The sequence below is a fragment of the Stenotrophomonas sp. Marseille-Q4652 genome, from assembly GCF_916618915.1.
GTDB lineage: Bacteria > Pseudomonadota > Gammaproteobacteria > Xanthomonadales > Xanthomonadaceae > Stenotrophomonas.
The window spans coordinates 1,524,054-1,549,498 of the sequence record NZ_CAKAKE010000001.1 but is presented as its reverse complement, the minus strand read 5'-3'; the positions used below and the strand labels follow the sequence as shown (position 1 = coordinate 1,549,498).

The 25,445-nt window shown below is 68.2% G+C and carries 18 protein-coding genes and 3 tRNA genes; 15 read left to right on the top strand and 6 right to left on the bottom strand.

Annotation, left to right across the window (positions count from 1 at the left end; translation table 11 throughout):
- Position 1: 1 nt before the first annotated feature.
- The 6 genes from LG380_RS07245 (at position 2) to LG380_RS07220 (ending at position 8,351) form a co-directional block, all read left to right on the top strand.
- Positions 2-2,638, top strand: a complete 2,637-nt coding sequence (locus LG380_RS07245) for a [protein-PII] uridylyltransferase (protein WP_225766519.1) — start codon at positions 2-4, stop codon at positions 2,636-2,638.
- A complete protein-coding gene (gene dapD, locus LG380_RS07240; RefSeq protein ID WP_225764260.1) occupies positions 2,638-3,717 on the top strand; it encodes a 2,3,4,5-tetrahydropyridine-2,6-dicarboxylate N-succinyltransferase in 1,080 nt (359 codons plus the stop codon). Before LG380_RS07245 ends, dapD begins: the two co-directional genes overlap by 1 nt.
- 12 nt (positions 3,718-3,729) lie before the next feature.
- Positions 3,730-4,089: an arsenate reductase gene (locus LG380_RS07235; protein WP_225764258.1), complete on the top strand. Its 360-nt coding sequence runs from the start codon at positions 3,730-3,732 to the stop codon at positions 4,087-4,089.
- A gap of 56 nt (positions 4,090-4,145) precedes the next feature.
- Positions 4,146-5,273 carry a succinyl-diaminopimelate desuccinylase gene (dapE, locus tag LG380_RS07230; RefSeq protein ID WP_225764255.1) on the top strand — a complete coding sequence of 376 codons (1,128 nt, stop codon included), beginning with the start codon at positions 4,146-4,148 and terminating at the stop codon, positions 5,271-5,273.
- A gap of 426 nt (positions 5,274-5,699) precedes the next feature.
- Positions 5,700-7,397 (top strand): asparagine synthase B, encoded by a 1,698-nt coding sequence (asnB, locus tag LG380_RS07225; protein WP_225764253.1) that lies wholly within the window; start codon positions 5,700-5,702, stop codon positions 7,395-7,397.
- A 147-nt stretch (positions 7,398-7,544) separates the two neighbouring features.
- The gene (locus LG380_RS07220; RefSeq protein ID WP_225764250.1) at positions 7,545-8,351 is read left to right on the top strand and encodes a hypothetical protein; all 807 of its coding nucleotides are present in this window, start codon (positions 7,545-7,547) and stop codon (positions 8,349-8,351) included.
- Positions 8,352-8,426: 75 nt separating this feature from the next.
- Here LG380_RS07220 and LG380_RS07215 read toward each other — a convergent pair whose 3' ends face one another.
- Both LG380_RS07215 and LG380_RS07210 read right to left on the bottom strand, forming a co-directional pair.
- Entirely contained in the window at positions 8,427-9,536 is a 1,110-nt protein-coding gene (locus tag LG380_RS07215) for an alkene reductase (RefSeq protein WP_225766517.1), read from the bottom strand.
- A 133-nt stretch (positions 9,537-9,669) separates the two neighbouring features.
- The gene (locus tag LG380_RS07210; RefSeq protein ID WP_225764247.1) at positions 9,670-12,006 is read right to left on the bottom strand and encodes a penicillin acylase family protein; all 2,337 of its coding nucleotides are present in this window, start codon (positions 12,004-12,006) and stop codon (positions 9,670-9,672) included.
- 133 nt (positions 12,007-12,139) lie between these two features.
- On the opposite strand from LG380_RS07210, the gene bfr reads away from it, so the two are divergent.
- Positions 12,140-12,628: a bacterioferritin gene (gene bfr, locus LG380_RS07205; protein WP_225764245.1), complete on the top strand. Its 489-nt coding sequence runs from the start codon at positions 12,140-12,142 to the stop codon at positions 12,626-12,628.
- A gap of 272 nt (positions 12,629-12,900) precedes the next feature.
- Here bfr and parC read toward each other — a convergent pair whose 3' ends face one another.
- On the bottom strand, positions 12,901-15,144 hold the full coding sequence (gene parC, locus LG380_RS07200) for a DNA topoisomerase IV subunit A (protein WP_225764243.1): 2,244 nt from the start codon (positions 15,142-15,144) through the stop codon (positions 12,901-12,903).
- A gap of 267 nt (positions 15,145-15,411) precedes the next feature.
- Here parC and LG380_RS07195 point away from each other — a divergent pair, with 267 nt between their 5' ends.
- Genes LG380_RS07195 through LG380_RS07180 form a run of 4 tightly spaced genes read left to right on the top strand, consistent with a single transcriptional unit; the run spans position 15,412 to position 20,098 of the window.
- On the top strand, positions 15,412-15,858 hold the full coding sequence (locus LG380_RS07195) for a MarR family transcriptional regulator (protein WP_225764241.1): 447 nt from the start codon (positions 15,412-15,414) through the stop codon (positions 15,856-15,858).
- Entirely contained in the window at positions 15,855-17,333 is a 1,479-nt protein-coding gene (locus tag LG380_RS07190) for an efflux transporter outer membrane subunit (RefSeq protein WP_225764239.1), read from the top strand. Before LG380_RS07195 ends, LG380_RS07190 begins: the two co-directional genes overlap by 4 nt.
- A 10-nt stretch (positions 17,334-17,343) precedes the next feature.
- Positions 17,344-18,522, top strand: a complete 1,179-nt coding sequence (locus LG380_RS07185; RefSeq protein ID WP_225764238.1) for an efflux RND transporter periplasmic adaptor subunit — start codon at positions 17,344-17,346, stop codon at positions 18,520-18,522.
- 7 nt (positions 18,523-18,529) lie between these two features.
- Complete coding sequence (locus LG380_RS07180) at positions 18,530-20,098, top strand: DHA2 family efflux MFS transporter permease subunit (protein ID WP_225764237.1); 1,569 nt, start codon at positions 18,530-18,532, stop codon at positions 20,096-20,098.
- Between the two features lie 126 nt (positions 20,099-20,224).
- Here LG380_RS07180 and LG380_RS07175 read toward each other — a convergent pair.
- Positions 20,225-20,309, bottom strand: a tRNA-Leu gene (locus tag LG380_RS07175).
- Positions 20,310-20,429: 120 nt separating this feature from the next.
- Here LG380_RS07175 and LG380_RS07170 point away from each other — a divergent pair.
- Positions 20,430-21,008 (top strand): glutathione S-transferase, encoded by a 579-nt coding sequence (locus tag LG380_RS07170; RefSeq protein ID WP_225764236.1) that lies wholly within the window; start codon positions 20,430-20,432, stop codon positions 21,006-21,008.
- 174 nt (positions 21,009-21,182) lie between these two features.
- Here LG380_RS07170 and LG380_RS07160 read toward each other — a convergent pair.
- Positions 21,183-21,267: transfer RNA gene (locus LG380_RS07160), tRNA-Leu, on the bottom strand.
- A 121-nt stretch (positions 21,268-21,388) separates the two neighbouring features.
- A tRNA-Leu gene (locus LG380_RS07155) sits at positions 21,389-21,473 on the bottom strand.
- Positions 21,474-21,586: 113 nt separating this feature from the next.
- On the opposite strand from LG380_RS07155, the gene rnr reads away from it, so the two are divergent.
- The 3 genes from rnr to rlmB are packed head-to-tail and all read left to right on the top strand — an operon-like array spanning position 21,587 to position 25,381.
- Positions 21,587-24,046: a ribonuclease R gene (gene rnr, locus LG380_RS07150; protein ID WP_225764235.1), complete on the top strand. Its 2,460-nt coding sequence runs from the start codon at positions 21,587-21,589 to the stop codon at positions 24,044-24,046.
- A gap of 50 nt (positions 24,047-24,096) precedes the next feature.
- Positions 24,097-24,576 carry a GFA family protein gene (locus tag LG380_RS07145; protein ID WP_225764234.1) on the top strand — a complete coding sequence of 160 codons (480 nt, stop codon included), beginning with the start codon at positions 24,097-24,099 and terminating at the stop codon, positions 24,574-24,576.
- A gap of 58 nt (positions 24,577-24,634) precedes the next feature.
- The gene (gene rlmB / locus LG380_RS07140; protein WP_225764233.1) at positions 24,635-25,381 is read left to right on the top strand and encodes a 23S rRNA (guanosine(2251)-2'-O)-methyltransferase RlmB; all 747 of its coding nucleotides are present in this window, start codon (positions 24,635-24,637) and stop codon (positions 25,379-25,381) included.
- The last annotated feature ends 64 nt before the right edge of the window (positions 25,382-25,445 follow it).

Sequence of the window (25,445 nt, the reverse complement as noted above, 5' to 3'; positions counted from 1 at the left end):
CATGCTGCCGGCGAGCCCGATTGCGGACACGCCGGCCGGCCCCTCCGGCGACGGTGAATGGGCTGCGGCCGCACGCGAGCAGCTGGCCCAGGCCGATGCGCGCCTGCACCGCCGCTTCGACCAGGGCGACAACATCGAGCGCCTGCTGGCACTGCGCGCGCGTGCCGCCGACCAGCTGATCCGCCAGGCGTGGCAGCGCTGCCTGGGCGAGGATGCCTGTGGCCTGGCCCTGTTCGCAGTGGGCGGCTATGGCCGTGGCGAGCTGTTCCCGCGCTCGGATATCGACCTGCTGGTGCTGGCCGATGAGGCGACGCAGTGCCGCTGCGAGGAATCGCTGGCGCGCCTGTTCGCGCTGCTGTGGGATGCTGGCCTGCCGGCCAGCCACGCCGTGCGCTCGCCTGGCCAGTGCACCGAGGCCGCTGCCGACCAGAGCGTGTTCACCGCGCTGATGGAGGCGCGCCCGCTATGCGCGGACGACGCCGCGCAGAAGGCGCTGCAGCTGGCCATCTCGCCGGCACGGGTGTGGCCGGCGCGCGAGTTCTTCCTGGCCAAGCGCGAGGAGCTGCAGGCCCGCCACCAGCGCTTTGGCGATACGGCCGACAACCTGGAGCCGGACCTGAAGGACGGCCCCGGTGGCCTGCGTGACCTCAACACCCTGGGCTGGATGGCGCTGCGCGCGTTTGGCGTGCGCGACCTCGAGGCGCTCGTCGGCCTGGGCCATCTCGGCCTGGACGAAGCGGCGGCACTGGGGCGCGAGCGTCGCCAGCTGGCGCGGCTGCGCTTTGGCCTGCACCTGGTCGCCGGCCGGCCGGAAGAACGCCTGCGCTTTGATTACCAGAAGGCCCTGGCCCAGCGTCTGGGCTTCGAGGACTGCGGCGAGAGTCTGGCCGTCGAGAAGATGATGCAGGGCTTCTACCGGAGCGCCGCGGTGGTGCGCCGGATCAGCGACCGCCTGCTGCAGCGCTTCGAGGAGCAGTTCGACGGCGAGGTCCAGCCGCAGCCGCTGGGCGGTGGCTTCTCGCTGCGCCGCGGCTACCTGGCCGCCGACGATGCGGACTGGCCGCATGGTGACATGGCGCGGCTGTTCGAGCTGTTCGCGATGTGGGCGGCGACCCCGCAGGTGCGCGGGCTGCATTCGCTGACCGCACGCGCGGTGGCCGAGATGCTCGACGAGATCCCGGCCTATACCGAGGTCGAGCCGGCCGTGCGCGAGCGCTTCATGGCGCTGATGCGCGCGCCCGGTGGCATCGACACGCTGGCGCGGATGGCGCGCCTGGGCGTGCTCGGGCAGTGGATCCCGGCCTTCGCCCAGGTATCCGGGCGCATGCAGTTCGACCTGTTCCATGTCTATACCGTCGACCAGCACACGCTGATGGTCCTGCGCAACATCGCCACCTTTGCCAGTGGCAGGGCCGACGAACGCTTTTCCATCGCCCACGAAGTGTGGCCGCGCCTGCGCAAGCCCGAACTGCTGCTGCTGGCCGGCCTGTTCCATGACATCGCCAAGGGCCGTGGCGGCGACCATTCCGAACTCGGTGCGGTCGACGCGCGCCAGTTCTGCCAGGCCCACGGCCTGAGCGTTGCGGACACCGACCTGGTCAGCTGGCTGGTCGAGCAGCACCTGCGCATGTCAGTCACCGCGCAGAAGCAGGACATCAGCGACCCGGACGTGATCCACGCCTTCGCCACCCTGGTCGGCAGCCGCGAACGCCTGGACTACCTGTACCTGCTGACCTGCGCCGATATCGCCGGCACCAGCCCCAAGCTGTGGAACGCGTGGAAGGACCGGCTGCTGGCCGACCTGTACTTCGCCACCCGGCGCGCACTGCGGCAGGGGCTGGAAAATCCGACCCCGGCCGACGAACTGGTGCAGGAGGCGCGCGACAGCGTGCGTGCGCAGCTGCACGGGCGCGGCCTGGACGATGCGACCATCGACCGCCAGTTCGTGCACATGCCCGACGAGGGCTTCCTGCGGTTCCGTCCCGAGCAGCTGGCCTGGCAGGCCGAGGCGCTGGTGGACGTGCGTCCCGGCGATACCCTGGTCAAGGTGCGACGCATCACCGCCGACAGTGATGCGCTGGAAGTGTTCGTGCATTCGCCCGACCGCGATGGCCTGTTCGCCGCGATCGTGATGACGCTGGACCGCAAGGGTTTCGGCATCCACCGCGCGCGCGTGCTGGACGGCCCGGTCGGCACCATCTTCGATACCTTCGAGGTGATCCCGGCGGACTCGTTTGCCGATGGCGACCCGGCGCGGCTCGAACAGGCGCTGCGCCAGGCGCTGTCCGGTGACCTGGAACAGGTGCGTCCCGCGCGCCGGGTGGCACCGCGGCAGTTGCGGCATTTCCGCTTCGCCCCGCGCATCGACTTCATCGACAACGCCGCGCAGGGGCGGACCCTGCTGAACCTGGTTGCCCCGGATCGTCCCGGTCTGCTGGCCGACGTGGCCCATGTCCTGCGGTGCCAGCACCTGCGGGTGCAGGATGCGCGCATCGCCACCTTCGGCGAACGCGTGGAGGACCAGTTCCAGCTGACCGACAAGCGCGATCTTCCCCTTACCGAAACATCCAGGCAGGCGCTGCGCGAGGCGCTGCTGGTCTGCCTGGACCCTGACAGAAAGCCCGGAGATACCCCCTGATGGCCACCAAGCCGACGTCCAAGAAGACCACTGCCGCCAAGGCGCCCGCGAAGAAGGCGGCCGGCCCGGTCAAGAAGGTTGCCAAGGCCGCCAAGACGACCAAGGTTGTTGCGCGCAAGCCGGTCGCGGCGAAGAAGTCCGCTCCGGCGAAGACCGCCGTAAAGACCCCTTCGGCTGCCGCCAAGGCCACGCGGTCGCGCGCCCTGGACATCGCCGGCAAGAGCCTGCGCAAGCCGCCGGCACCGGGCGTGGAAGAGCTGCGCTTCAGCATCGAAAGCGCGTTCGAGCGGCGCACCATGCTGACCATGGACGAGGTCGAGGGTTCGACCCGCCCGCTGGTCGAGCGTGTCATCGACGGCCTGGAGTCGGGCGAGTTCCGCGTTGCCGAGCCCGACGGGCACGGCGGCTGGAAGGTCAACGAGTGGCTGAAGAAGGCGGTGCTGCTGTACTTCCGGGTCAACGACATGACGGTGACAGACGCCAGCCCGGCGCCGTACTGGGACAAGGTCGAGGCCCGTTTTGCCGGCTACGGCGCGGAGAAGTTCCGCGAGGCAGGCGTGCGCGTGGTGCCGGGCGCGATCGCCCGTCGCGGCACCTATTTCGGCAAGGACGTGGTGCTGATGCCGAGTTTCACCAACATCGGCGCGCACGTGGGCGAGGGCACGATGGTCGACACCTGGGCCACGGTGGGTTCGTGCGCGCAGGTCGGCAAGCACTGCCACCTGTCCGGCGGCGCCGGCATCGGCGGCGTGCTCGAGCCGCTGCAGGCCAGCCCGACCATCATCGAGGACCACTGCTTCATCGGTGCACGTTCGGAGATCGTCGAGGGCGTGGTCGTCGGTCACCACAGCGTGATCGGCATGGGCGTGTTCATCGGCCAGTCCACCCGCATCTACAACCGCGCCACCGGCGAGATCAGCTACGGCTACGTGCCGCCGTACAGCGTGGTGGTGTCCGGCCAGCTGCCGGCCAAGGACGGGTCGCACTCGCTGTACTGCGCGGTGATCGTCAAGCAGGTCGATGCCAAGACGCGCTCCAAGACCAGCGTCAACGAGCTGCTGCGCGGCCTGGCCGATTGACGGGGCGGGACGATGACCACCACCGTCTACGGACTGAAGAACTGCGATACCTGCAAGAAGGCGACCAAGTGGCTGGACCGCTTCGGCGTGCCGTACGTGTTCGTTGACTACCGCGACAACAAGCCCTCGCCGGAAACGCTGATGGAGTGGGCCAGCCAGCTGGGCGGCCTCGGCGCGATGGTCAACCGGTCCTCGACCACCTGGCGGCAGCTGCCCGACAACCGCAAGGCGGCTGCGTCCGATGCCGAGTGGAAGCTGCTGCTGCGTGAGTATCCGCAGCTGATCAAGCGCCCGCTGGTGGTCCGGGAAGATGGCAGCGTGAGCCAGGGCTTTTCGGATAACGGGTTCAAGAAGCTGTTCGGCATCGCCTGATGCCTCCGGCCACGTGCCGCCCGGCGGGCTGCGCGCGGTCACCTGATGGAAACACCATGAGCGACGTCCTCGACCTCACCTGTGAACTCATTTCCCGTCCGTCGGTGACCCCCGACGATGCCGGGTGCCAGGCCCTGATCGGCGAGCGCCTGCAGGCTGCCGGCTTTGCCTGCGAACACATGAGGCTGGGCGAGGTCGACAACCTCTGGGCCACGCACGGCAGCGGCGCGCCGGTCCTGGTGTTGCTTGGCCATACCGACGTGGTGCCGCCCGGCCCGTGCGAGGCGTGGAGCAGCGATCCGTTCGTCCCGCAGATCCGCGACGGCATGCTGTACGGCCGTGGCGCGGCCGACATGAAGGGCAGCGTGGCTGCGTTCGTGGTGGCCGCCGAGCAGTTCGTTGCCGCCCATCCCGCCCATCCCGGCACGCTGGCGGTCCTGCTGACCAGCGACGAGGAAGGCGATGCCATCGATGGAGTGCGCCATGTCGCGCGGCTTTTTGCCCAGCGCGGCCAGCGCATCGACTGGTGCATCACCGGCGAGCCGTCCTCCACCGCCGTGCTCGGTGACCTGCTGCGCGTGGGCCGTCGCGGTTCGCTGACCGGCACGCTCACCGTGCGCGGCGTGCAGGGGCACGTGGCGTATCCGGACAAGGCGAGGAATCCCATCCACCTGGCGGCGCAGGCACTGGCCGAGCTGACCGGTCGTCGCTGGGACGAGGGTTACGAGAGCTTTCCGCCGACCAGCCTGCAGGTGTCCAACATCCATGCCGGTACCGGCGCGTCCAATGTCATTCCCGGCACGCTGGAGGTGGTGTTCAACCTCCGCTACACCCCGCTGTGGAATGCCGATGCGCTGGAGGCCGAGATCCACGCGTTGCTCGATCGCCACGGCCTGGACTATGCCATCAGGTGGCACCGCAGCGGTGGGCCGTTCTACAGCCCGGAAGGACGCCTGCGTTCGGTCGCGCGCGAGGTGCTGGCCCGGTTCGCCGGGCGGCCGCCGGAGGAAAGCACCGGGGGCGGGACCTCGGACGCGCGCTTCATCGCCCCGCTGGGTGCGCAGTGCATCGAGGTCGGCCCGGTCAATGCCACCATCCACCAGGTCAACGAGTGCGTGGCGGTGGATGACCTGGAGCGCCTGCCGGAACTGTATCGGCAATTGATCGAGCGCCTGCTGGATTGAAGACAAAGCCCGGTGAAAGCCGGGCTTTGTTTTTGCGGCCGTGCATGCGAAGTGGCCGGGAGGGCTCGTTCTTTCCGTGGTGGCTGGCGCTGCCTTGTCTTCTGGGACGGCTGGGGCTTCCAGGCCGGCAGGGTGGACAAGAAGCAGCTGTTACCGGCCGCGGCGGTTGCCAATGAAACCGTTGCGGTGCGGAGTGGACGGGGGTAGGGTTGGTCCAATGCGCTCCGCCAAGCTTGCCAACGCGAACAATTCGAACAATCGCAATAACGCGATTGCGTTCAATCGCGTGGGCAGGATGCGGACCCACGCACTGGCATAGAGCAGCAACGGCGCCAGCCCCCCAGGAACCCGCATCCCAGGATGCGGGTTTTTTGTTTCATGGCTTTGCAACCACCTTCCCGTCCCACCCCTGATCTGGAGTCCCCCATGTGTTCGATCTTCGGCATCTTCGGCCTGCAACCCGGCGACGACCTGGCCGCGCTGCGCCGCCAGTCCCTTGAGCATTCCCAGCGCCAGCGCCACCGCGGGCCGGACTGGAGCGGCGTGTATGTCGATGACGGCGCGATCCTGGTGCACGAGCGCCTGGCCATCGTCGATCCGGCTGGCGGTTCGCAGCCGCTGTTGTCGGCGGACGGGCAGCAGGCGCTGGCGGTGAACGGGGAGATCTACAACCACAAGCAGCTCAAGGGCGAGCTGAAGCAGGCCTATGCCTTCCAGACCGAATCGGACTGCGAGGTGATCAACGCGCTGTATCGCGAGGACGAGCCGGAGTCGTTCCTCAACCGTCTCAACGGCATCTTCGCCTTTGCGCTGTGGGACAAGGCCAAGGGCCGGGTGCTGATCGCGCGCGACACCATCGGCGTGGTGCCGCTGTACTGGGGCCATGACCGGGAAGGCCGCCTGCGGGTGGCTTCGGAAATGAAGTCGCTGGTTGATACCTGTGCCGATGTGGCGCAGTTCCCGCCGGGCCACTGGTACGACAGCGCCACCGGGCAGCTGCGCAAGTACTACAACCGTCCGTGGCGCGACTATGCCGCCGTGGAGGGCGTGGCCGCCGATACCAGGAAACTGCGCGAGGCGTTCGAGGCCGCCGTGCACCGCCAGCTGATGACCGATGTGCCGTACGGCGTGCTGCTTTCTGGCGGACTGGACTCCTCGCTGGTGGCCGCGGTGGCCGCGCGCTATGCCCGCCACCGCGTCGAGGACGAGGGCAGGACCGAGGCCTGGTGGCCGCGCCTGCACAGCTTCGCCATCGGCCTGAAGGGCTCGCCCGACCTGGCGGCCGCGCAGGTTGCCGCGGATCATCTGGGTACTGTGCACCACGGCTTCGAATACACCTTCGAGGAAGGCCTGGATGCATTGCCCGAGGTGATCCGCCATATCGAGACCTATGACGTCACCTCGATCCGCGCGTCCACGCCGATGTTCCTGCTCGCCCGCCGCATCAAGGCGATGGGGGTGAAGATGGTGCTCTCCGGCGAGGGCAGCGACGAGATCTTCGGTGGCTACCTGTACTTCCACAAGGCGCCCGACGCTCGCGAGTTCCACGAGGAGCTGATCCGCAAGCTCGATGCACTGAACAACTACGACTGCCTGCGCGCCAACAAGTCGATGATGGCCTGGGGCGTGGAGCCGCGCGTGCCGTTCCTGGACCGTGAGTTCATGGACGTGGCGATGGCCTTCGACGCCAAGTACAAGATGGTCGACAAGGCCAGCAGCGGCCCGCAGCGCATGGAGAAGGGCATCCTGCGCGCGGCGTTCGAGGGCTATCTGCCGCACGAGATCCTGTGGCGGCAGAAGGAGCAGTTCTCCGACGGCGTGGGCTATGGCTGGATCGATGGGCTCAAGGCGCATGCCGAGGCGCAGGTGTCCGATCGTGAGCTGGCTGCCGCCGACAAGCGCTTCCCGGTCAACCCGCCGCAGACCAAGGAGGCGTACTACTACCGCACGCTGTTCGAGCAGTTCTTCCCGACCCCGGCCGCGGCCGAGACCGTGCCCGGCGGCAAGTCGATTGCCTGCTCCACGCCGGCGGCGATTGCCTGGGATGCCAGCTTCGCGAACATGGCCGATCCGTCCGGCCGCGCCGTGGCCGGGGTGCACGAACAGGCGGTGGAGAAGGTCTGACCTGATCGCCAACTGATGGGATCCAACGGGCCGCTTTCGCGGCCCGTTGTCGATGGGTGCGGAAGCAGCCGATGCTGCTGTGGGGTGCTGGCCGTGATGCGAGGGACAGTCTCGCCCCCTGAGCAGTGCAGTTCTTATCGTGGCGCGATGATCATCGAATTTCCTGAATTCCGGAGCCGGGCCCGACTGTTTGTGCCGGCCGACCTTGCGGTGGACACGGCTGGCCTGGGGACCTTGCCGTGGGAGGCCACCTTCGAAATCGTGCGCGAGGGTGCGCTGCCCGAAGCTGCGCCGGAAAGCGCGCTGTGCACCTTCATCGACTTCCTCTTCTACGACGGCAGCCCGTCCTGCCGGGAGTGGATGGAACGGCTGCTCCAGGGCAACGTGCTCCACCCGCTGGCATTCCTGCTGCATCCGTCGGCCCAGTGCATGGCCGCGTGCGCTGCGTGGGAGTTGCCCCGATTTGCCTGTGACCTTGCCGACGTTGCCAGCTGGAGGGGTCTGCCTTATGCGCTCTTCCTCAACCTGGAGGGCCTGTTTCACAGCGATTACGGCGAATTGCGGTCGGTGTTTCCGCGCAGATCCGGATACGTGCGGCTGGTCGAGCTGGCTGTGGATTCGACCCGGTGGTTGACCGGCGCGCTGGCTGCACGGCTTGAGCCCGGTACAGGAAGCCACTACGGCGGCGCGCTCGTGATCACGCAGGCCCCAACGCTGGAGGGCGCCTGTTCGGCAAGTGAAATGCTGGAAAAGCTGTTCGACGAGGCCTCCTGGCCGCTCTGGCAGATCGCCGTCGACACCGGCCGCAAGTCCCTGGGGCTGACGATGCTGGTGGCCTACCGCGATGGCGTCCTGCCTGACCAGCCGGACGTGCAGGGGATGGATGTCTCCGGCATCCGGCTCGGGACCCTGCCGCTCTTCAGCAGGAGTAGCCGACGTGAGCTGGTGACGTGACCGGTATCGCGTCCACTGCCTGAAACGACACCGGGCCGCATGGCGGCCCGGTGCTCGTGGGGCCTTCGGCCCGGCTCAGCCTGCAAAGGGGTAGTCGGTGTAGCCGCGCTCGTCGCCACCGTAGTACGTGCCGCGGTCGGGTTCTGCCAGCGGCATGTCTTCGCGCAGGCGACGTACCAGGTCCGGATTGCTGATGAACGGCTGGCCAAAGGCGGGCAGGTCGATCAGCCCCGCATCGACCAGGTGCTGCGCCCGTTCGGCGGTCATCTTGCCGGCCAGGATCAGGGTCCTGGTGAACGCAGCACGGATGCGCGCCAGCAGCGCCTCGTCGATCGCATGCGGGGCGCCATCGGCGCTGCCGTTGTCGGACAGGTGCAGGTAGGCGATGCCGCGCGCGTCCAGCTCGCGGGCAAGCTGGAGATAGGTCTCGGTGTTGTCCGCATACGGGCGCATGTCGAACACGAAGCCGTTCGGGGACACGCGGATGCCGACCCTGCCGGCACCGATGCGGGCGACGATCGCGTCGACCACTTCCAGCGTGAAGCGCAGGCGGTTCTCGCGGCTGCCGCCGTACTGGTCGGTGCGCTGGTTGACGTTGGGGTTGAGGAACTGCTCGAACAGGTAGCCGTTGGCGGCGTGGATCTCGACGCCATCAAAGCCGGCGCTGATCGCGTTGGCGGCGCCGTCGGCAAATACCTGCACCAGCTGCTGGACCTCGGCCGTTTCCAGCGCACGCGGCGGGGTCGGGGGTACGCGCGCGGTGCTGCCGTCGGGCTGGGTGATGAAGGCCATGCTGTACGGGCTTTCGGCCACCGCTACCGCGCTGGCGCTGACCGGTGCGCCGCCATCGGGCTGCAGCGCCGAGTGCGACATGCGGCCCACGTGCCAGATCTGCGCAAAGATGCGGCCGCCTGCGGCATGGACCCGGTCGGTGACCTGGCGCCAGCCGGCGACCTGCGCGTCGGACCAGATGCCGGGGACGCCGGCATAGCCCTGGCCGGACGGAGTGACCGGGGTGCCTTCGGAAACGATCAGGCCGGCGCTGGCGCGTTGCGCGTAGTAGGTCGCGGTGAGTTCGTTGGCGATCAGGTCCGGGTTGCGCGAGCGCGTCATCGGCGCCATCACGATGCGGTTGGCCAGCGCGAGGCCGGCCATCTGGTACGGGGTGAACAGCGAGGTCATCAGTGCATCCGGCGACATGGGGAGGGCGCAGAGGGTTGCACAGCCCCGCTGCGCTGTCCGGGGTGGGCGGTGCAATGGAGCGTTCCGGATGGAGTGCGCCGGCTGCCGCGCTGGCGCAATGCGGGTGCCTGCGGACTCAGCGTGGCGGCGCAAGCACCAGCGTGTACCGGGCCGGGCCGGGCAGGAACGGCGAGGGTCTGCCTTCTTCCCAGTCGCGGTGGCCAGCGGTCCAGAACGGCGACAGCGGGTGGCCGCTCTGGCCGCCGGGCATGTGCACGACGCCGTCGGCTTCGTGGCCGGGCGATACCACCATGCGCTGCGAGGCGCCGAACGCCGGGCCCTGCACGCGCGGCATGTTGCTGTCACCGGGCAGTGCACGGGCCGGCGCGCACAGCCAACGCTGGGTGAAGCGGGGCAGGGCGCGCGAAACCGGGTGGCAGATCGCGGTGGTATTGCGTTCGCCCCAGGTGCGCTGTGACAGGTCGGTCCCCTGTTTACCCAGGTCGGCTTCCAGCCGCCGCGCGCTGTCGGCCAGCAGTTCGTCCCAGCTGGTGAACGGCGGCGGCAACAGGTGGAGCGGGTGCTGTTCGATCATCGGCCAGACCACGCCTTCCAGTTGCGACAGGCGGGGAGCGATGAAGTCATCGCCCAGTGCGGCGCGGCCCGGTGCCAGCAGCGCCGCTTCGATCGTGTCCAGGGTGAGCCCGCGGAAGCCGCGGGCCACGCGGTAGCTGACCGACTCCACCGAAGCGTGCCCGTCCCAGTGGCGGGTGGCCGCTTCCAGCCGCTGCAACGCCGGGTCATCGCTATGCTCAATGGTCTGCCGCAGCAGCTTCCACCAGCGCTCCAGGAACAACGCCCGGTCGTCGAGCTGGATCGCCAGCAGCTCGGCCTCGGTGAAGCGATCGCGTGCGCGCAGGCCGTCGCGGATCTGCGCGGCGCGTGCACCCAGGTCGTAGCCGCCATTGCCGAGCTGCTCCAGCGTTTCGCCATCGACCAGCCGATTGTTGGCGGTCCACAGGCGGTGTTCCGGCGGATTGACCAGCGCGGGTGCGGCGTCCTTGCGCAGCGGCCACGGTGCACAGGCGGCGGGATCGGCGATGGCCGCCGGCGCGCAGCCGGGGCCGCGGTCGGGACGCGGGCCGATGATGCGCCAGCCGATCCGGCCGTGGCGATCGGCCAGCATCAGGTTCTGTGCGGGAACGCCGGCACGGTCGGCCACGGCCTGCGCGGCATCGAGGTCAGCCGCCCTGGCCATGCCGGCGAAATCCATGCTCACCGCGCCCGGCAACTGCGCGGTCCAGCGCAGCGCCAGCAGGCTGCCGTCGGCCTCCTCATGCAGCACCGGGCCCCACGCGCTTTCGCGCACTTCCAGCACTTCGGATTCCCCACCGGCCACCTTGAGCGTTTCGCGATGCTGGCGCAGTGACGGGTCATCGGCCGCGATGCGGGCGAAGTCGGCGGTGTCGATGTAGGCGTTGGTGAAGCCCCAGGCGATGTGGCCGTTGCTGCCCACGATCACCGCTGGCAGGCCGGGCAGGGTGAAGCCGGCTACATCCACGCGGCCGGCCGGCGCGGCGGCATCGGGGTAGCGCAGGCGCGCACGGAACCAAATGTTGGGGGCGCGCAAGCCCAGGTGCATGTCATCGGCGAGGATGGCGCGGCCATCGGCGGTCAGCGCGCCAGCGACGGCGTAATTGTTGCTGCCGACCACGTCGGGTTCGTCGCGACGCACACCGGAAATGGGAGTGCCGGCCAGCAGCCCGCGCAGGTCCAGCGTGGCCGCGTCGGGCAGCACGGCGTCGCCACGCGCTTCACCGGACAGCGGCGCGTCCCACCGGCTGCCGTCGTGGTCGAGCAGGGCCATCAGCGGCGCGGGCATCACCTCGCGCAGGCGGGCCCGTGCCAGTTCGTCCTGGTTGCGGCCGTCCTGCAGGTCGGCATACATCGCCAGACCGGCCAGTACCGAATCCTCGACCTGCCAGGGCTCGGGCGCCTGCCGCAGCAGCAGGTAGGGCCACGGCCGCACGTGCAGGTCGGCCAGGCCGGCGTTGACGCCGTCGCGGTAGGCCTCCAGCGCGGCCTGGTGATTGCCCACGGAGGCGGACAGGTGCTCGCGCACGCGCGCACGCAGCCGGTGCATGCGCGCCTGGCGGTCCAGCGGCAGCGCCTGCGGGCCGAACAGCGCGGCCAGCTCGCCGGCCGCGGACCGGCGCATCAGGTCCATCTCGAAATAGCGCTCCTGCGCATGCACGTAGCCCAGGGCGCGCGCGGCATCGATCTCGTTGGCGGCCTGCAGGGTGACCACGCCCAGTTCGTCGCGTTCGATCTGGACCGGCGCGCTCAGCCCGGCCAGGGACTGCTCACCGGCCAGCACCGGCAGGCTGCCGCGCAGCAGCCAGGTCGCGCCGCCGGCCACGACCATCACCAGACCCAGCACCAGCCACAGCAACCGCCTGATCCAACGCCGCATGTCCGCTCCCCGAGCTATGTGGCCCGCAGGCCGGCACCCGCGCAGGCGCGAGCGCAACTGAAAGTGATTCCGATTAGATCATCGTCACCGCAGTTGCGGCACCATGGGCGCATCGATCTGCAAGGACCTCCCCATGAAAGGCCACCCCGACGTCATCGCCTGCCTGAAGGAACTGCTGCGCGGCGAGCTCGCCGCCCGCGACCAGTACTTCATCCACTCCCGCCAGTACGAGGATCAGGGGCTGATGGCGCTGTACGAGCGCATCAACCACGAGATGGAGGAGGAGACCCAGCATGCCGACGCGCTGCTGCGCCGGATCCTGTTCCTGGGTGGTACCCCGGACATGCGCCCGCACGCCTTCGAGCCGGGCCAGACCCTGGTGGAGATGCTGGAAAAGGACCTGCAGACCGAGTACGCGGTGCGTGCCAACCTGGCCGCGGGCATGAAGCTGTGCGAGGAACACCAGGACTACGTGAGCCGCGACATCCTGCTGGCCCAGCTCAAGGATACCGAGGAAGACCACGCCTGGTGGCTGGAGCAGCAGCTGGGCCTGATCAAGCGGCTCGGCCTGGAGCTGTACCAGGTCAGCAAGATCGACGCCAAGGGCACGCCGGCGCACTGAGTTGTCCTGCCGTCGGTGCAAGAAAAAAGGCCGGGAAGATCCCGGCCTTTTCTTTGGGCAGTGCTCGGCTGGAAGACCGTCCACCTCGCGCCAAGCAGGACTGGAAGCGGCCGAAGCGACGAGCGCACCGCCGCGCGTCCAGGCACGGAGCAGTAGGTCTTGCGGTTATTCCACCGACAGGCCGTCCACCTTCTGCCGCGCCAGGTAGGACCGGAAGCAGCAGGAATGAGGAACGCGCCGCCGCGCGTCCGTGCATGCAGTGGGCTTTGCGGTTACTCCACAGACAGTCCGTCGACTTTCTGCCACCCACGCGGCAACAGGTGCCCACGCGTTGCCCGGCTGCCCAGGTAGGTTTCCAGTTCCTTGAAGGACAGGTTCATCGTGCGCTGGCCGCTGTGCACCTGCAGGGTGCTGCCCGGCGACACCGCCGCCACCGCGACCACGCGCTCGGTGGCGAGCTTGGCCTTGGGGATGTCGATGATCTTGTTGCCCTTGCCCTTGTCCAGTTCCGGCAGGTCGCTGGCGGCGATCGCCAGCAGGTTGCCGGCGCTGGTCACCGCGACGATGCGGTCGGTCTGCGGATTGGCGACGAGGGCTGGCTGCAGCACGCTGGAACCCGGCGACAGGTTGAGCATCGCCTTGCCGGCCTTGTTGCGTCCGATCAGGTTCTCGAAACGGGTGACGAAGCCGTAGCCGTGGGTCGAGGCGAGCACGAAGCGGTTCTCGCCCTCGCCGCTGGCCAGGGCCACGAACGAGGTGCCCGCCGCCGGCGAGAAGCGCCCGGTCAGCGGCTCGCCGTTGCCGCGCGCCGAGGGCAGGGTGTGGACCGGCGTCGAATACGCACGTCCCTCGCTGTCCAGGAACGCCACCTGGTGGGTACTTCGCGTGCGCACCGCGCCCTGCAGGCCGTCGCCCTCGCGGTAGGACATGCCGGCAGCATCGACGTCGTGGCCCTTGGCCGCACGCACCCAGCCCTTCTGCGACAGCACCACGGTCATCGGCTCGCTGGGCACCAGCTCGGTCTCGTCGATGGCCTGGGCGGCCTCGCGCTGCACCAGCGGTGAGCGGCGGTCATCGCCGAACTTGCGCGCATCGGCGATCAGCTCGTCCTTGATCAGCTTCTGCAGCTTGGCCTTGCTGGCCAGGATGCCCTGGATCTTCTCGCGCTCGGCCAGCAGTTCGTCCTGCTCGCCGCGGATCTTCATTTCCTCCAGGCGCGCCAACTGCTTGAGGCGGGTATCGAGGATGTAGTCGGCCTGCTCCTCGCTCAGCGCGAAGCGCGCAATCAGCGCGGCCTTGGGCTCGTCCTCGGTACGGATGATGTGGATCACCTCGTCCAGGTTGAGGAACGCCACCAGCAAGCCTTCCAACAGGTGCAGGCGGCGCTCGACCTTGTCCAGCCGGTGGTTCAGGCGCCGGGTGACGGTGTTGGAGCGGAACTGCAGCCACTCGGTCAGCAGCATCTTCAGGTTCTTCACCTGCGGACGCCCGTCCAGGCCGATCACGTTGAGGTTGACCCGGTAGCTCTTCTCCAGGTCGGTCGTGGCGAAGAGGTGCCCCATCAGCTGGTCGGCATCGACGCGGTTGGAGCGCGGCACCAGCACCACCCGCACCGGGTTGGCGTGGTCGGACTCGTCGCGGATGTCCTCCAGCCACGGCAGCTTCTTGGCGCGCATCTGCGCGGCGATCTGCTCGATCACCTTGGACGGCGACACCTGGTAGGGCAGGGCGGTGACGACGATGTTGCCGGCTTCCTTGAGGAAGGTGGCGCGTGCGCGCACGCTGCCGTTGCCGGTTTCGTACATCGTCCGCAGGTCCGACGGCGCGGTGATGATCTCCGCACTGCTGGGATAGTCCGGGCCCTGCACGTATTCGCACAGCTCGGCCACGCTTGCGTCCGGATGGTCGAGCAGGTGGACCAGGGCGTGCACGATCTCGTTGAGGTTGTGCGGCGGCACGTCGGTGGCCATGCCGACCGCAATGCCGGTGGTGCCATTGAGCAGCAGGTGCGGCAGCCGCGCCGGCATCCAGGTCGGTTCCTGCAGGGTGCCGTCGAAGTTGGGTGCCCAGTCGGTGGTGCCGTGGCCCAGCTCGCCCAGCAGCACCTCGGCGATCGGGGTCAGCTTGGACTCGGTGTAACGCATGGCCGCGAACGACTTGGGATCGTCGGTCGAACCAAAGTTGCCCTGGCCCTCGATCAGCGGATAGCGGTAGGAGAACGGCTGGGCCATCAGCACCAGCGCCTCGTAGCACGCGCTGTCGCCGTGCGGGTGGTACTTACCGATCACGTCACCGACGGTGCGCGCGGACTTCTTCGGCTTGGCCGCGGCGTTGAGCCCCAGCTCGCTCATCGAATAGATGATGCGCCGCTGCACCGGCTTGAGGCCGTCGCCGATGAAGGGCAGGGCGCGGTCCAGCACCACGTACATGGAGTAGTCGAGGTACGCGCGTTCGGCGTATTCGCGCAGCGGCAGCTGCTCGAAGCCGTGGAACACGGGGCGGGCAAGATCGGTCATGCGGGGTTGTTACCTGTGGCTGAGGCGGGCGCCGGGCGCACCGCAAGCGGTCGATTATCCGGATGCAGGCGGGGATGCCAAGCCGCGTGAAGTGGGTTGATCGCGATGGCTGCACCCGGTCGCCGTGCAGCCCGGGCGCCCAAAAGGCACGACCATCGTGGATCGATACAAGCACGAGCTGCCTCCAATTGGCACTGATGCCCCAATTCATTCTCTGGAGAATATTTCCATTGAGAAATATATCTTCCGGGAATAAAATCCCGGCCCATGACCCCCTGCAATCCTCCCAATCCCAGCTTCGGCCTGTTGTTGCGCCAGGTGCGCGACGGTCTCGTCCGCCAGCTCGACGTATCGATTGCCGAGGAAGGCCTTGGACTCGGTTTCAGCCATTACATCGGCCTGAAGGTGCTGGTCGGCATGGGCGCGCCCTGTACCGCCAACGAGCTGGCCCAGGCCATCGACCAGGCCCCCAGCGCCGTGACCCGACTGCTGGACAAGCTCGAATCGCTGGGATGCGTGCGCCGCGAGGCCCACGCCAGCGACCGCCGTGCCCTGCAGATCGTGGTGACCGACGAAGGCCATGGGCTGTGGAAGCGGCTCAAGCGTCGTGGCGACGCGGTGATCGACTTCGCCATGCGCGACCTCGCCCCGGAGGAGCGCGAGCTGCTGATGAACCTGCTTACCCGCATCCGCGATTCCCTGACGACTCCATGATTTCCATCTCTCCCCGATTCTCGCGGCCACTGCTGGTGTCGGCGCTGGCCCTGGCCCTGGCCGCCTGTGCCAGCAGCCGTGGCCTGCAGCCCGAAGGCCAGCTGCTGCAGGCCGATTCCCTCGGCAGTGAGCGCAGCCTCGCCGCCGCCGACCTGGACACATCCGGTTTTCCCGATGCGCACTGGTGGACGGCGCTGGGTGACCCGCAGCTCGATGCGCTGGTCAACGAAGGCCTGTCCAGCCATCCAAGCCTTGCCGCCGCCGATGCACGCCTGCGCCAGGCCCGCGCGCAGCTGGGCGTGGCCCGTGCCGACCAGCTGCCGAGCCTGTCGGTGTCCGGCGGCTACGGCGGCGTGCTCCTGCCCGAGTCGATGCTCGGCGAGGAGAACGGTGGCCACTACATGGGCAGCACCCAGCTGGCGCTGGATTTCAGCTACGGCGTGGACCTGTGGGGCGGCAAGCGCGCCGCCTGGGAAGCCGCCGTGGACAGCGCCCGTGCGGCGGAAGTCGATGCGCGGGCCGCGCGGCTGGAGCTGTCGGCCGGCATCGTCCAGGCCTATGTCGCGCTGGAACATGCCTGGCGCCTGCATGACGTGGCCGGACAGGAGCTCGCACGCTCGAGCAAGGCACTGCAGCTGACCGAACAACGCCATGCAGCCGGCATCGACAGCCAGTTGCAGGTGCGCCAGGCCCAGGCCCGGGTGCCGGCGGCGCGCCAGCAACTGCAGGCCGCGCAGCAGCAGATCGACGCCGCGCGCATCGCCTTGGCGGCGCTGGTCGGGCAGGGCCCGGATCGCGGCCAGCAGATCGAACGTCCGCGCGCGCTGGATCCGCTGGCCCTGCGCCTGCCCGGCGTATTGCCCAGCGAACTGCTGGGTCGTCGCCCGGACATCATTGCCGCGCGCTGGCGGGTGGAGGCCGCCGGCAAGCAGATCGAGGCGGCGAAAACCCGCTTCTATCCCAGCTTCAACCTCACCGCGCTGGCCGGCGTGGTCGCGCCGGATCTGGGCGACCTGCTGCAGGGCAGCTCCACCTTCGGCTACCTCGGCCCGGCGCTGAGCCTGCCGATCTTCGACGGTGGCCGCCTGCGGGCGAACCTGGACAACAGCGACGCGCAGTACGACCTGGCCGTGGCCAGCTACAACCAGCGCGTGGTCGGCGCGCTGCGCGAAGTGGCCGACCAGGTCAGCGCGGTGCGCTCGCTGCAGGCCCAGGTGCAGTCGCAGCGGGAAGTGGTCGACGTGGCCACCTCCGCCTACGACCTGGCCGAACAGCGCTACCGCGCCGGCATCGGCAACTACCTCGAGGTGCTGACCGCGCAGGCCACGCTGCTGCAGTCCCAGCAGCAGCTGGCCGGGCTGCAGTCCCAGCAGGTGCTGTCCTCGGTACGCCTGAGCCAGGCGCTGGGCGGTGGCTTCGAGCCCCCGGCCGACGGCCGCGCCGCCGCATTGCTTTCCGATTCCCCGAATTCCTGAGCGTGACTCCATGAGCCAGACCCCCAACGCCGCGGCCGCTGCCGCGACCCCGAGCCGTCGCGGCAAGCTGCTGCGCGGACTGCTTTTCATCGTCGTGCTGCTGCTGGCCGCCGCTGCCATCTGGTACTTCCTGGTCGGCCGCTGGTCCGAAGGCACCGACGATGCCTACGTGCAGGGCAACCAGGTGCAGATCACCCCGCTGGTGGCTGGTACCGTGGTGTCCATCGCCGCCGATGACGGGATGCGCGTGGAGCGCGGCCAGCTGCTGGTGCAGCTGGATCCGGCCGATACCGAAGTCGCCCTGCAGCAGGCCGAGGCCAGGCTGGCCAGCACCGTGCGCCAGGTCCGCGGCCTGTACCGCAGCGTCGAAGGCGCGCAGGCCGACCTCAATGCCCGCCAGGTCACCCTCAAGCGCCTGCGCCAGGACTACGCACGACGCAAGGACCTGGGCGCCACGGGCGCCATCTCCGATGAGGAGCTGGCCCACGTGCGGGATGAACTGGCCGCAGCCGAAGCCGCCGTGGCCGGCTCGCGCGAGGCGGTCGAGCGCAACCGCGCGCTGGTCGATGACACCGTCGTGGCCACCCAGCCGGACGTGCAGGCCGCTGCCGCCCAGCTGCGCCAGGCCTGGCTCAACAATGCCCGCGCCGGCATCGTCTCGCCGGTGACCGGCTATGTCGCCCGTCGCTCGGTGCAGGTTGGCCAGCGCGTGCAGCCAGGTGCGGCGCTGATGGCGGTGGTGCCGGCCGAACAGATGTGGGTGGAAGCCAACTTCAAGGAAACCCAGCTGCGCCACATGCGCCTGGGCCAGGAAGTGGAGCTGGAGTCCGACCTGTACGGTGGCGACGTGCGCTACAAGGGCCGCATCACCAGCCTGGGCCTGGGCACCGGCTCGGCGTTCTCGCTGCTGCCGGCGCAGAACGCCAGCGGCAACTGGATCAAGATCGTGCAGCGCGTGCCGGTGCGCATCGCCATCGACGAGAAGCAGCTGGCCGAGCATCCGCTGCGCATCGGCCTGTCGATGAAGGCCGAGGTCAACCTGCACGAGCAGGGCGGCGAAGTGCTGCCGAGCAAGCCGGCGCAGGGCGCGGTATTCGATACCGACGTCTACGCCAGGCAGCTGCACGAGGCCGACGAGGTGATCCAGCGGATCATCCAGGGCAACCTGCCGCAGTCCAAGGCGGGCTGAGGCGGCCATGTCCGCGCAAGCTCCCGCCGCGCCGGCAGCCGGTGCCAGTGCCGGCTTCGCCCCGCCCAGCGTCGCGCTGTGCACGGCCGGCCTGGCGATGGCGTCGTTCATGCAGGTGCTCGACACCACCATCGCCAACGTCTCGCTGCCGACCATCGCCGGCAACCTCGGCGCCAGTTCGCAGCAGGCGACGTGGGTGATCACCTCGTTCGCGGTCAGCACCGCCATCGCGCTGCCGCTGACCGGCTGGCTGAGCCGCCGGTTCGGCGAAACCCGGCTGTTCGTGTGGGCCACGCTGGCCTTCACCATCGCCTCGCTGCTGTGTGGCCTGGCCCAGAACATGGGCATGCTGGTGGTCTCGCGTGCGCTGCAGGGCTTCGTCGCCGGGCCGATGTACCCGATCACCCAGTCCTTGCTGGTGTCGATCTACCCGCGCGAGAAACGCGGGCAGGCGCTGGCACTGCTGGCAATGATCACCGTGGTCGCGCCCATCGCCGGGCCGATCCTCGGTGGCTGGATCACCGACAACTACAGCTGGGAATGGATCTTCCTGATCAACGTGCCGCTGGGCATCTTCGCCGCGCTGGTGGTGGGCAGCCAGCTCAAGGGCCGGCCCGAGCACACCGAGCGGCCGAAGATGGACTACGTCGGCCTGGTCACCCTGGTGATCGGCGTCGGTGCGCTGCAGCTGGTGCTGGACCTGGGCAACGAGCACGACTGGTTCAACTCGCAGATGATCGTGGTGCTGGCCTGCGTGGCCGTGGTCGCGCTGGCGGTGTTCCTGATCTGGGAGCTCACCGACAAGGACCCCATCGTCGACCTGCGCCTGTTCCGCCACCGCAACTTCCGCGCCGGCACGCTGGCGATGGTGGTGGCCTACGCGGCGTTCTTCAGCGTGGCCCTGCTGATCCCGCAGTGGCTGCAGCGTGACATGGGCTACACCGCGATCTGGGCCGGCCTGGCCACCGCGCCGATCGGCGTGCTGCCGGTGATCCTGACCCCGTTCGTCGGCAAGTACGCCTCGCGGTTCGACATGCGCATGCTGGCCTCGATTGCCTTCGTGTTCCTGTCCTTCACCAGCTTCCTGCGCTCGGGCTTCAATCTGGACGTGGACTTCCGGCACGTGGCCGGCGTGCAGCTGATCATGGGTGTGGGCGTGGCGCTGTTCTTCATGCCGGTGTTGCAGATCCTGCTGTCGGACCTGGAGGGCCGCGAGGTCGCCGCCGGCTCGGGCCTGGCGACCTTCCTGCGAACCCTGGGCGGCAGCTTTGCCGCATCGCTCACCACCTGGCTGTGGGCACGGCGCACGCAGGAACACCATGCGCACCTGACCGAGCACATCTCGGCCTATACGCCGGGCATCCAGGACCAGGTGGCGGCGATGGGGCAGGGCGACCTGCAGCACGGTGCGGCGGTGCTCAACAGCATGATCAACCACCAGGCCTCGCAACTGGGCTTCAACGACATCTTCTACCTGCTGGGCTGGATCTTCCTGGCCATCATCACTTTCCTGTGGCTGGCCAAACCGCCGTTCGGTGCGGGTGCCGGGGGTGCGGCAACTGGCGGCGGCCACTGAGCCGGCATGCTGGAAAGCAAAAGCCCCGCTGCAAGGCGGGGCTTTTCATTGCGCGTTGGCCGCTGTTCGCAGGCAAGGGCGGGATATGAAAAAACCCGCTTTCGCGGGTTTTCTGCTTGAAACTCTTGGTGCCCAGGAGAGGACTCGAACCTCCACGGTTTTACCCGCTAGTACCTGAAACTAGTGCGTCTACCAATTCCGCCACCTGGGCATTTCAGGCCGCGAATTATGGGCAAGCATTGCGGGGCTGTCAACGCATGATGAAGGCTTCGTACGCTGCTCCCGCATGACGGGTGCAATATTCGCCCGACCCCGCGAGGAGATTGCTGCCATGGTTGCGCCGGTGCTGCATGCCCATCCGCTGTCGTCCTGCTGCCAGAAGGTGCTGATCGCCGCGCACGCGCTGGGCGTGGAGCTGGAGCAGCGGATGCTGGATTTCTCCGATGCCACTCAGCGCGCGGCCTTCCTCGCCCTGTCGCCCATGGGCAAGATGCCGCTGCTCGAGGATGCGGGCAGGGTGGTGGCCGAGACCAGCATCATCATCGAGTACCTGCAGCTGCATCACGCGGCTGGCGATGCGAGGCTTATTCCGCAGGAGACGGACGCGGCGCTGCAGGTGCGCTTCTGGGATCGCTTCTGCGACTTCTACGTGATGACCCCTATGCAGGCACTCACTGCCGAGCGGTTGAGGGCGCCGGACAGTCGCAGCGTTGACGCGTCCGCTGCGGCGACGGCGACCCTGCTCAAGGCCTACGGCGTGCTGGACCGGCAACTGCGGCGACGACCTGGCTTGCGGGCGGGGACTTCAGTCTCGCCGACTGCGCGGCGGCACCGGCCCTGTTCTATGCGGTGGCCTACGTTCCGTTCCCCGCCGAGGTGCCGCATCTGGCCGCGTACTTCGACCGTTTGATGGAGCACGGCGACGTGGTCGTCGTGGTGGATGCGGCGCGACCGTGGTTCGGCATGTTTCCGGGGCGCGCTGGACTGGCACGGCGTTTCTACGACCCGTCTGCCTGAGCGACGCATCTCTTCCGGAAGCCGGAAACGAAAAAACCCGCTTTCGCGGGTTTGATCACTTGAGTCTTGGTGCCCAGGAGAGGACTCGAACCTCCACGGTTTTACCCGCTAGTACCTGAAACTAGTGCGTCTACCAATTCCGCCACCTGGGCGACTCAGGAGCGAAATTGTGCCTGTGCAACAGAAGGCTGTCAACGACTTTCGCCAGCGAAAAAGGACAGCGTGTGCCGGAAACGAAAAAACCCGCTTTCGCGGGTTTTCTGCTGAAACTCTTGGTGCCCAGGAGAGGACTCGAACCTCCACGGTTTTACCCGCTAGTACCTGAAACTAGTGCGTCTACCAATTCCGCCACCTGGGCACATCGAGCCGGCGATTCTGGGCATGGTAGGGCGAGTTGTCAATCGGTACCCGGCTTAACCGCGCGTCGGGCGAACACCGTTTCTATACTTGTTCAGGGAGTACCATGCGGCCTTGATGAAGAAAAAATCTCCCAACCGGGCCAATGCCCGCAAGCGTTCCGGCGACTCGCCGGCCACTGGACCGGGCAAGGCCCGCGACGAAAAGAGGCTGCCGGGGTGGCTGCCTGAAAGCTTCAGCCGCGCCGCCGCGCTGCCGCTGAACCACTCCAGCAAGCCCGGTGCGGCCAATCCGGCCCCCAGGCGCCGGCGCCCGCCTGCACCGCTGGAATCCGGCTTCGAGGATCCGCAGGCCGCACGCGAGGCCGAGCGCTACGCCCAGCCCATCGCCAGCCGCGAGGCCATCCTGGCGCTGCTGGACCGCTGCGATGGCCCGCAGAACGCCGAGGAAATCGCCGCGCACCTGGGCCTGCTCGAGCCGGACCGTTTCGACGCGCTGGGCAAGCGCCTGGGCGCGATGGTGCGTGACGGCCAGCTGGTGCAGAACCGCCGCGGTGGCTTTGCCCCGGTGCAGGCGGTCAACCTGATCCAGGGCACGGTGATAGCCAATCCGGAAGGCTTCGGCTTCCTGCGCACCATCGATGGGGGCGACGACCTGTTCCTGCCGCCGTATGAAATGCGCAAGGTGATGCACGGCGACCGCGTGCTCGCCAACGTCACCGGTATCGACCGCCGCGGCCGCCGCGAGGGCAGCATTGCCCGCGTGCTCGAGCGCGGCATGAACCGCCTGATCGGCCGTTTCAGTGTCGAGATGGGCATCAACTTCGTGGTGCCGGACGACAAGCGTGTGCAGCGCAACGTCCAGGTCCCGCCGGACCAGACCGGTGGCGCACGCGACGGCCAGCTGGTGGTCTGCGAACTGGTGCATGCGCCGGATTCGCGCCGGCCGCCGATCGGCCGCATCATCGCCGTGCTCGGCGACAAGCTGACTCCGTCGCTGCTGGTCGAGGCCGCCATCCACGGCCACGAGCTGCCGCACGAATTCCCGCAGGAAGTACTGGACGAGGCCGCCGCGGTACCGCTGGTGGTCGAGCCCTCGATGATCGGCAGCCGTGTGGACCTGCGGCAGATGCCGCTGGTGACCATCGACGGCGAGGACGCCAAGGACTTCGACGACGCGGTCTACTGCGAGCCCAATGCCGATGGCTTCCGCCTGGTGGTGGCCATCGCCGACGTCTCCAATTACGTGCGCCCCGGCAGCCCGCTGGACGACGAGGCGATCAAGCGCGCCACCTCGGTGTATTTCCCGGGCTTCGTGGTGCCGATGCTGCCGGAGACCCTGTCCAACGGCATCTGCTCGCTGATGCCGAAGGTCGACCGCATGTGCTTCGTCTGCGACATGCAGGTGAACCGCGCCGGCGAAGTGACCGAATCGCGCTTCTACGAGGCGGTGATGAACTCGCACGCACGCCTGACCTACACCCAGGTGTGGCAGGCGGTGGGCGAGGATGACCCGGACGCCAAGGCCTTCATCGGCCCGCTGCTGCCGCAGATCCAGCGCCTGCACCAGCTCTACCAGGTGCTGGCCAAGGCCCGTGCCCGCCGTGGCGCGATCGAGTTTGAAACCTCCGAAGTCCGCTTCGTGCTGGACAACACCGGCGAGGTCACCCAGGCCGGCATGCTGGTGCGCAACGACGCGCACAAGCTGATCGAGGAATGCATGATCGCCGCCAACGTGCAGGCCGCCATGCACCTGATGGCCGCGCACGTGCCGGCGCCGTACCGCATCCACGAGAAGCCGCCGGAAGCCAAGTACGCCGACCTGCTGGAATTCCTCAAGGAATTCAAGCTGAGCCTGCCGCCATGGTCCAAGGTGGTGCCGGGTGACTACACCAAGCTGCTGAAGAAGGTGCGCGAGCGCCCGGACGCCGCCCTGCTGGAATCGGTGCTGCTCCGCAGCCAGAGCCTGGCGGTGTATTCGGCCGACAACAGCGGCCACTTCGGCCTGGCGCTGGAGGCCTATGCCCACTTCACCTCGCCGATCCGCCGTTACCCGGACCTGCTGGTGCACCGCGCGCTGAAGTACATGCTCACCGGTGGTCGCCCGGAAAAGTACCAGTACACGCCGCACCAGATGGCGGCGCTGGCACTGCAGTGCTCCGAGCGCGAGCGCCGTGCCGACGAGGCCGAGCGCGAGGTCGACGAGCGCTACCGCGCCGCATGGATGGAAAAGCACGTCGGCGGCCAGTTCGACGGCGTGATCAGCGGCGTGACCAGCTTTGGTCTGTTCGTCGAGCTGGACGAATCCAAGGTCAACGGCCTGGTCCACGTCACCCAGCTGCCGCAGGACTATTACCAGTTCGACGCGGTGCGCAAGACGCTCAGCGGCGAGCGCCGTGGCAGCGAGTTCCGCCTTGGTGACCGCGTGCGCATCCTGGTACTCAAGGCCAGCATGGAAGAGCGCAAGATCGACTTCCGCCTGGTCGGCAAGGACGAGCGCGTTGATGACGGGCAGAGCGGTCCGATGCCCCCGCCGCGCGCCAGGCCGGCCAAGCGCACCAAGAAGAAGTACTGAGTCCAGGGCGCCGGCGTCCTGCCGGCGCCCAGCGTCGGCAGGAGGTAGCGATGTCAGCACAGCCCGAATACGGCGGTGGCTGCCAGTGCGGGGCCGTCCGGTTCCACGTCCGTGGGCAGCTCGAGCACAGTTCGATCTGCCATTGCCGGATGTGCCAGAAGGCCTTCGGCGCCTACTACGCGCCACTGGTGACAGTGAGCGAGGCCGAGTTCCGCTGGACTCGCGGCGAGCCCAGACGCTTCGCCTCATCCAACCTGGTGCGGCGCGGTTTCTGCGCCGACTGTGGAACGCCGCTGACCTACGAGACACCGGACGGGGTCTCGGTGGCTGCCGGCGCCTTTGACGAGCCGGGGCGGGTGCCGCCGACGATCCAGTACGGCGTTGAGGGAAAACTCCCCTCCGTCGACGCCCTGCACACCCTGCCGGCGCGACGTACCGACGAGGACGCCGGTGTCCAGGATTTCCTGGCCAGGCTGGTCCCGCGCCAGCATCCGGACCATGACACCGAGCAGTGGTCGCCCGCGGACTGAGTGCGGGCGGCGTCGATAACCCCTACCATTACCGCCCCCTTTCCGGTCCCGCCCCGCAATGAGCAAGCCAACCCAGTGGATCGTCGGCGTCAACGCCGTCGCTTCCTCCATCGACAACGATGCCGAGAACGTCCGCGAGGTGCTGGTCGAGGCCGGCGCGAAGAACCCGCGGCTGGTCGAGATCGAGGAGAACGCTCGGCGCAAGGGCATCGATGTCCGCAAGGTCAACGAGCAGGCCCTGTCCGGCGTGGCCGGGTCCACCCGCCACCAGGGTGTGGCGGCGCGCTATGTCGCCGCGAAGACCTACAGCGAGAACGAGCTGCAGGGCCTGGTCGAGGCTGCCGAGGGCAAGGCCCTGCTACTGGTGCTGGATGAAGTGCAGGACCCGCACAACCTCGGTGCCTGCCTGCGCAGTGCGGCTGCTGCCGGTGCCACCGCGGTGGTGATCCCCAAGGACAAGTCGGCCTCGGTAAACGCCACCGTGCGCAAGGTTTCGGCCGGTGCAGCCGACCGCATCCCGGTGGTCGCGGTCACCAACCTGTCGCGCTGCCTGAAGGACCTGCAGAAGCAGGGCGTGTGGATCTACGGCCTGGCCGGCGAGGCCAGTGGTTCGTTGTACTCGGTGGACCTGCGCGGCAACGTGGCGCTGGTGATGGGCGGCGAAGCCGACGGCATGCGCCGCCTGACCCGCGAGAACTGCGATGCGCTGGTCAAGATCCCGATGCCGGGCGACATCGAGAGCCTGAACGTGTCGGTGGCCGCCGGCGTCAGCCTGTTCGAGGCAGTGCGCCAGCGCCTGGGCTGATCCCCCCGGTTGCTGCAAGAAAAAAGGCCCCGCCGAAGCGGGGCCTTTTCGTATCCGGCCGCGG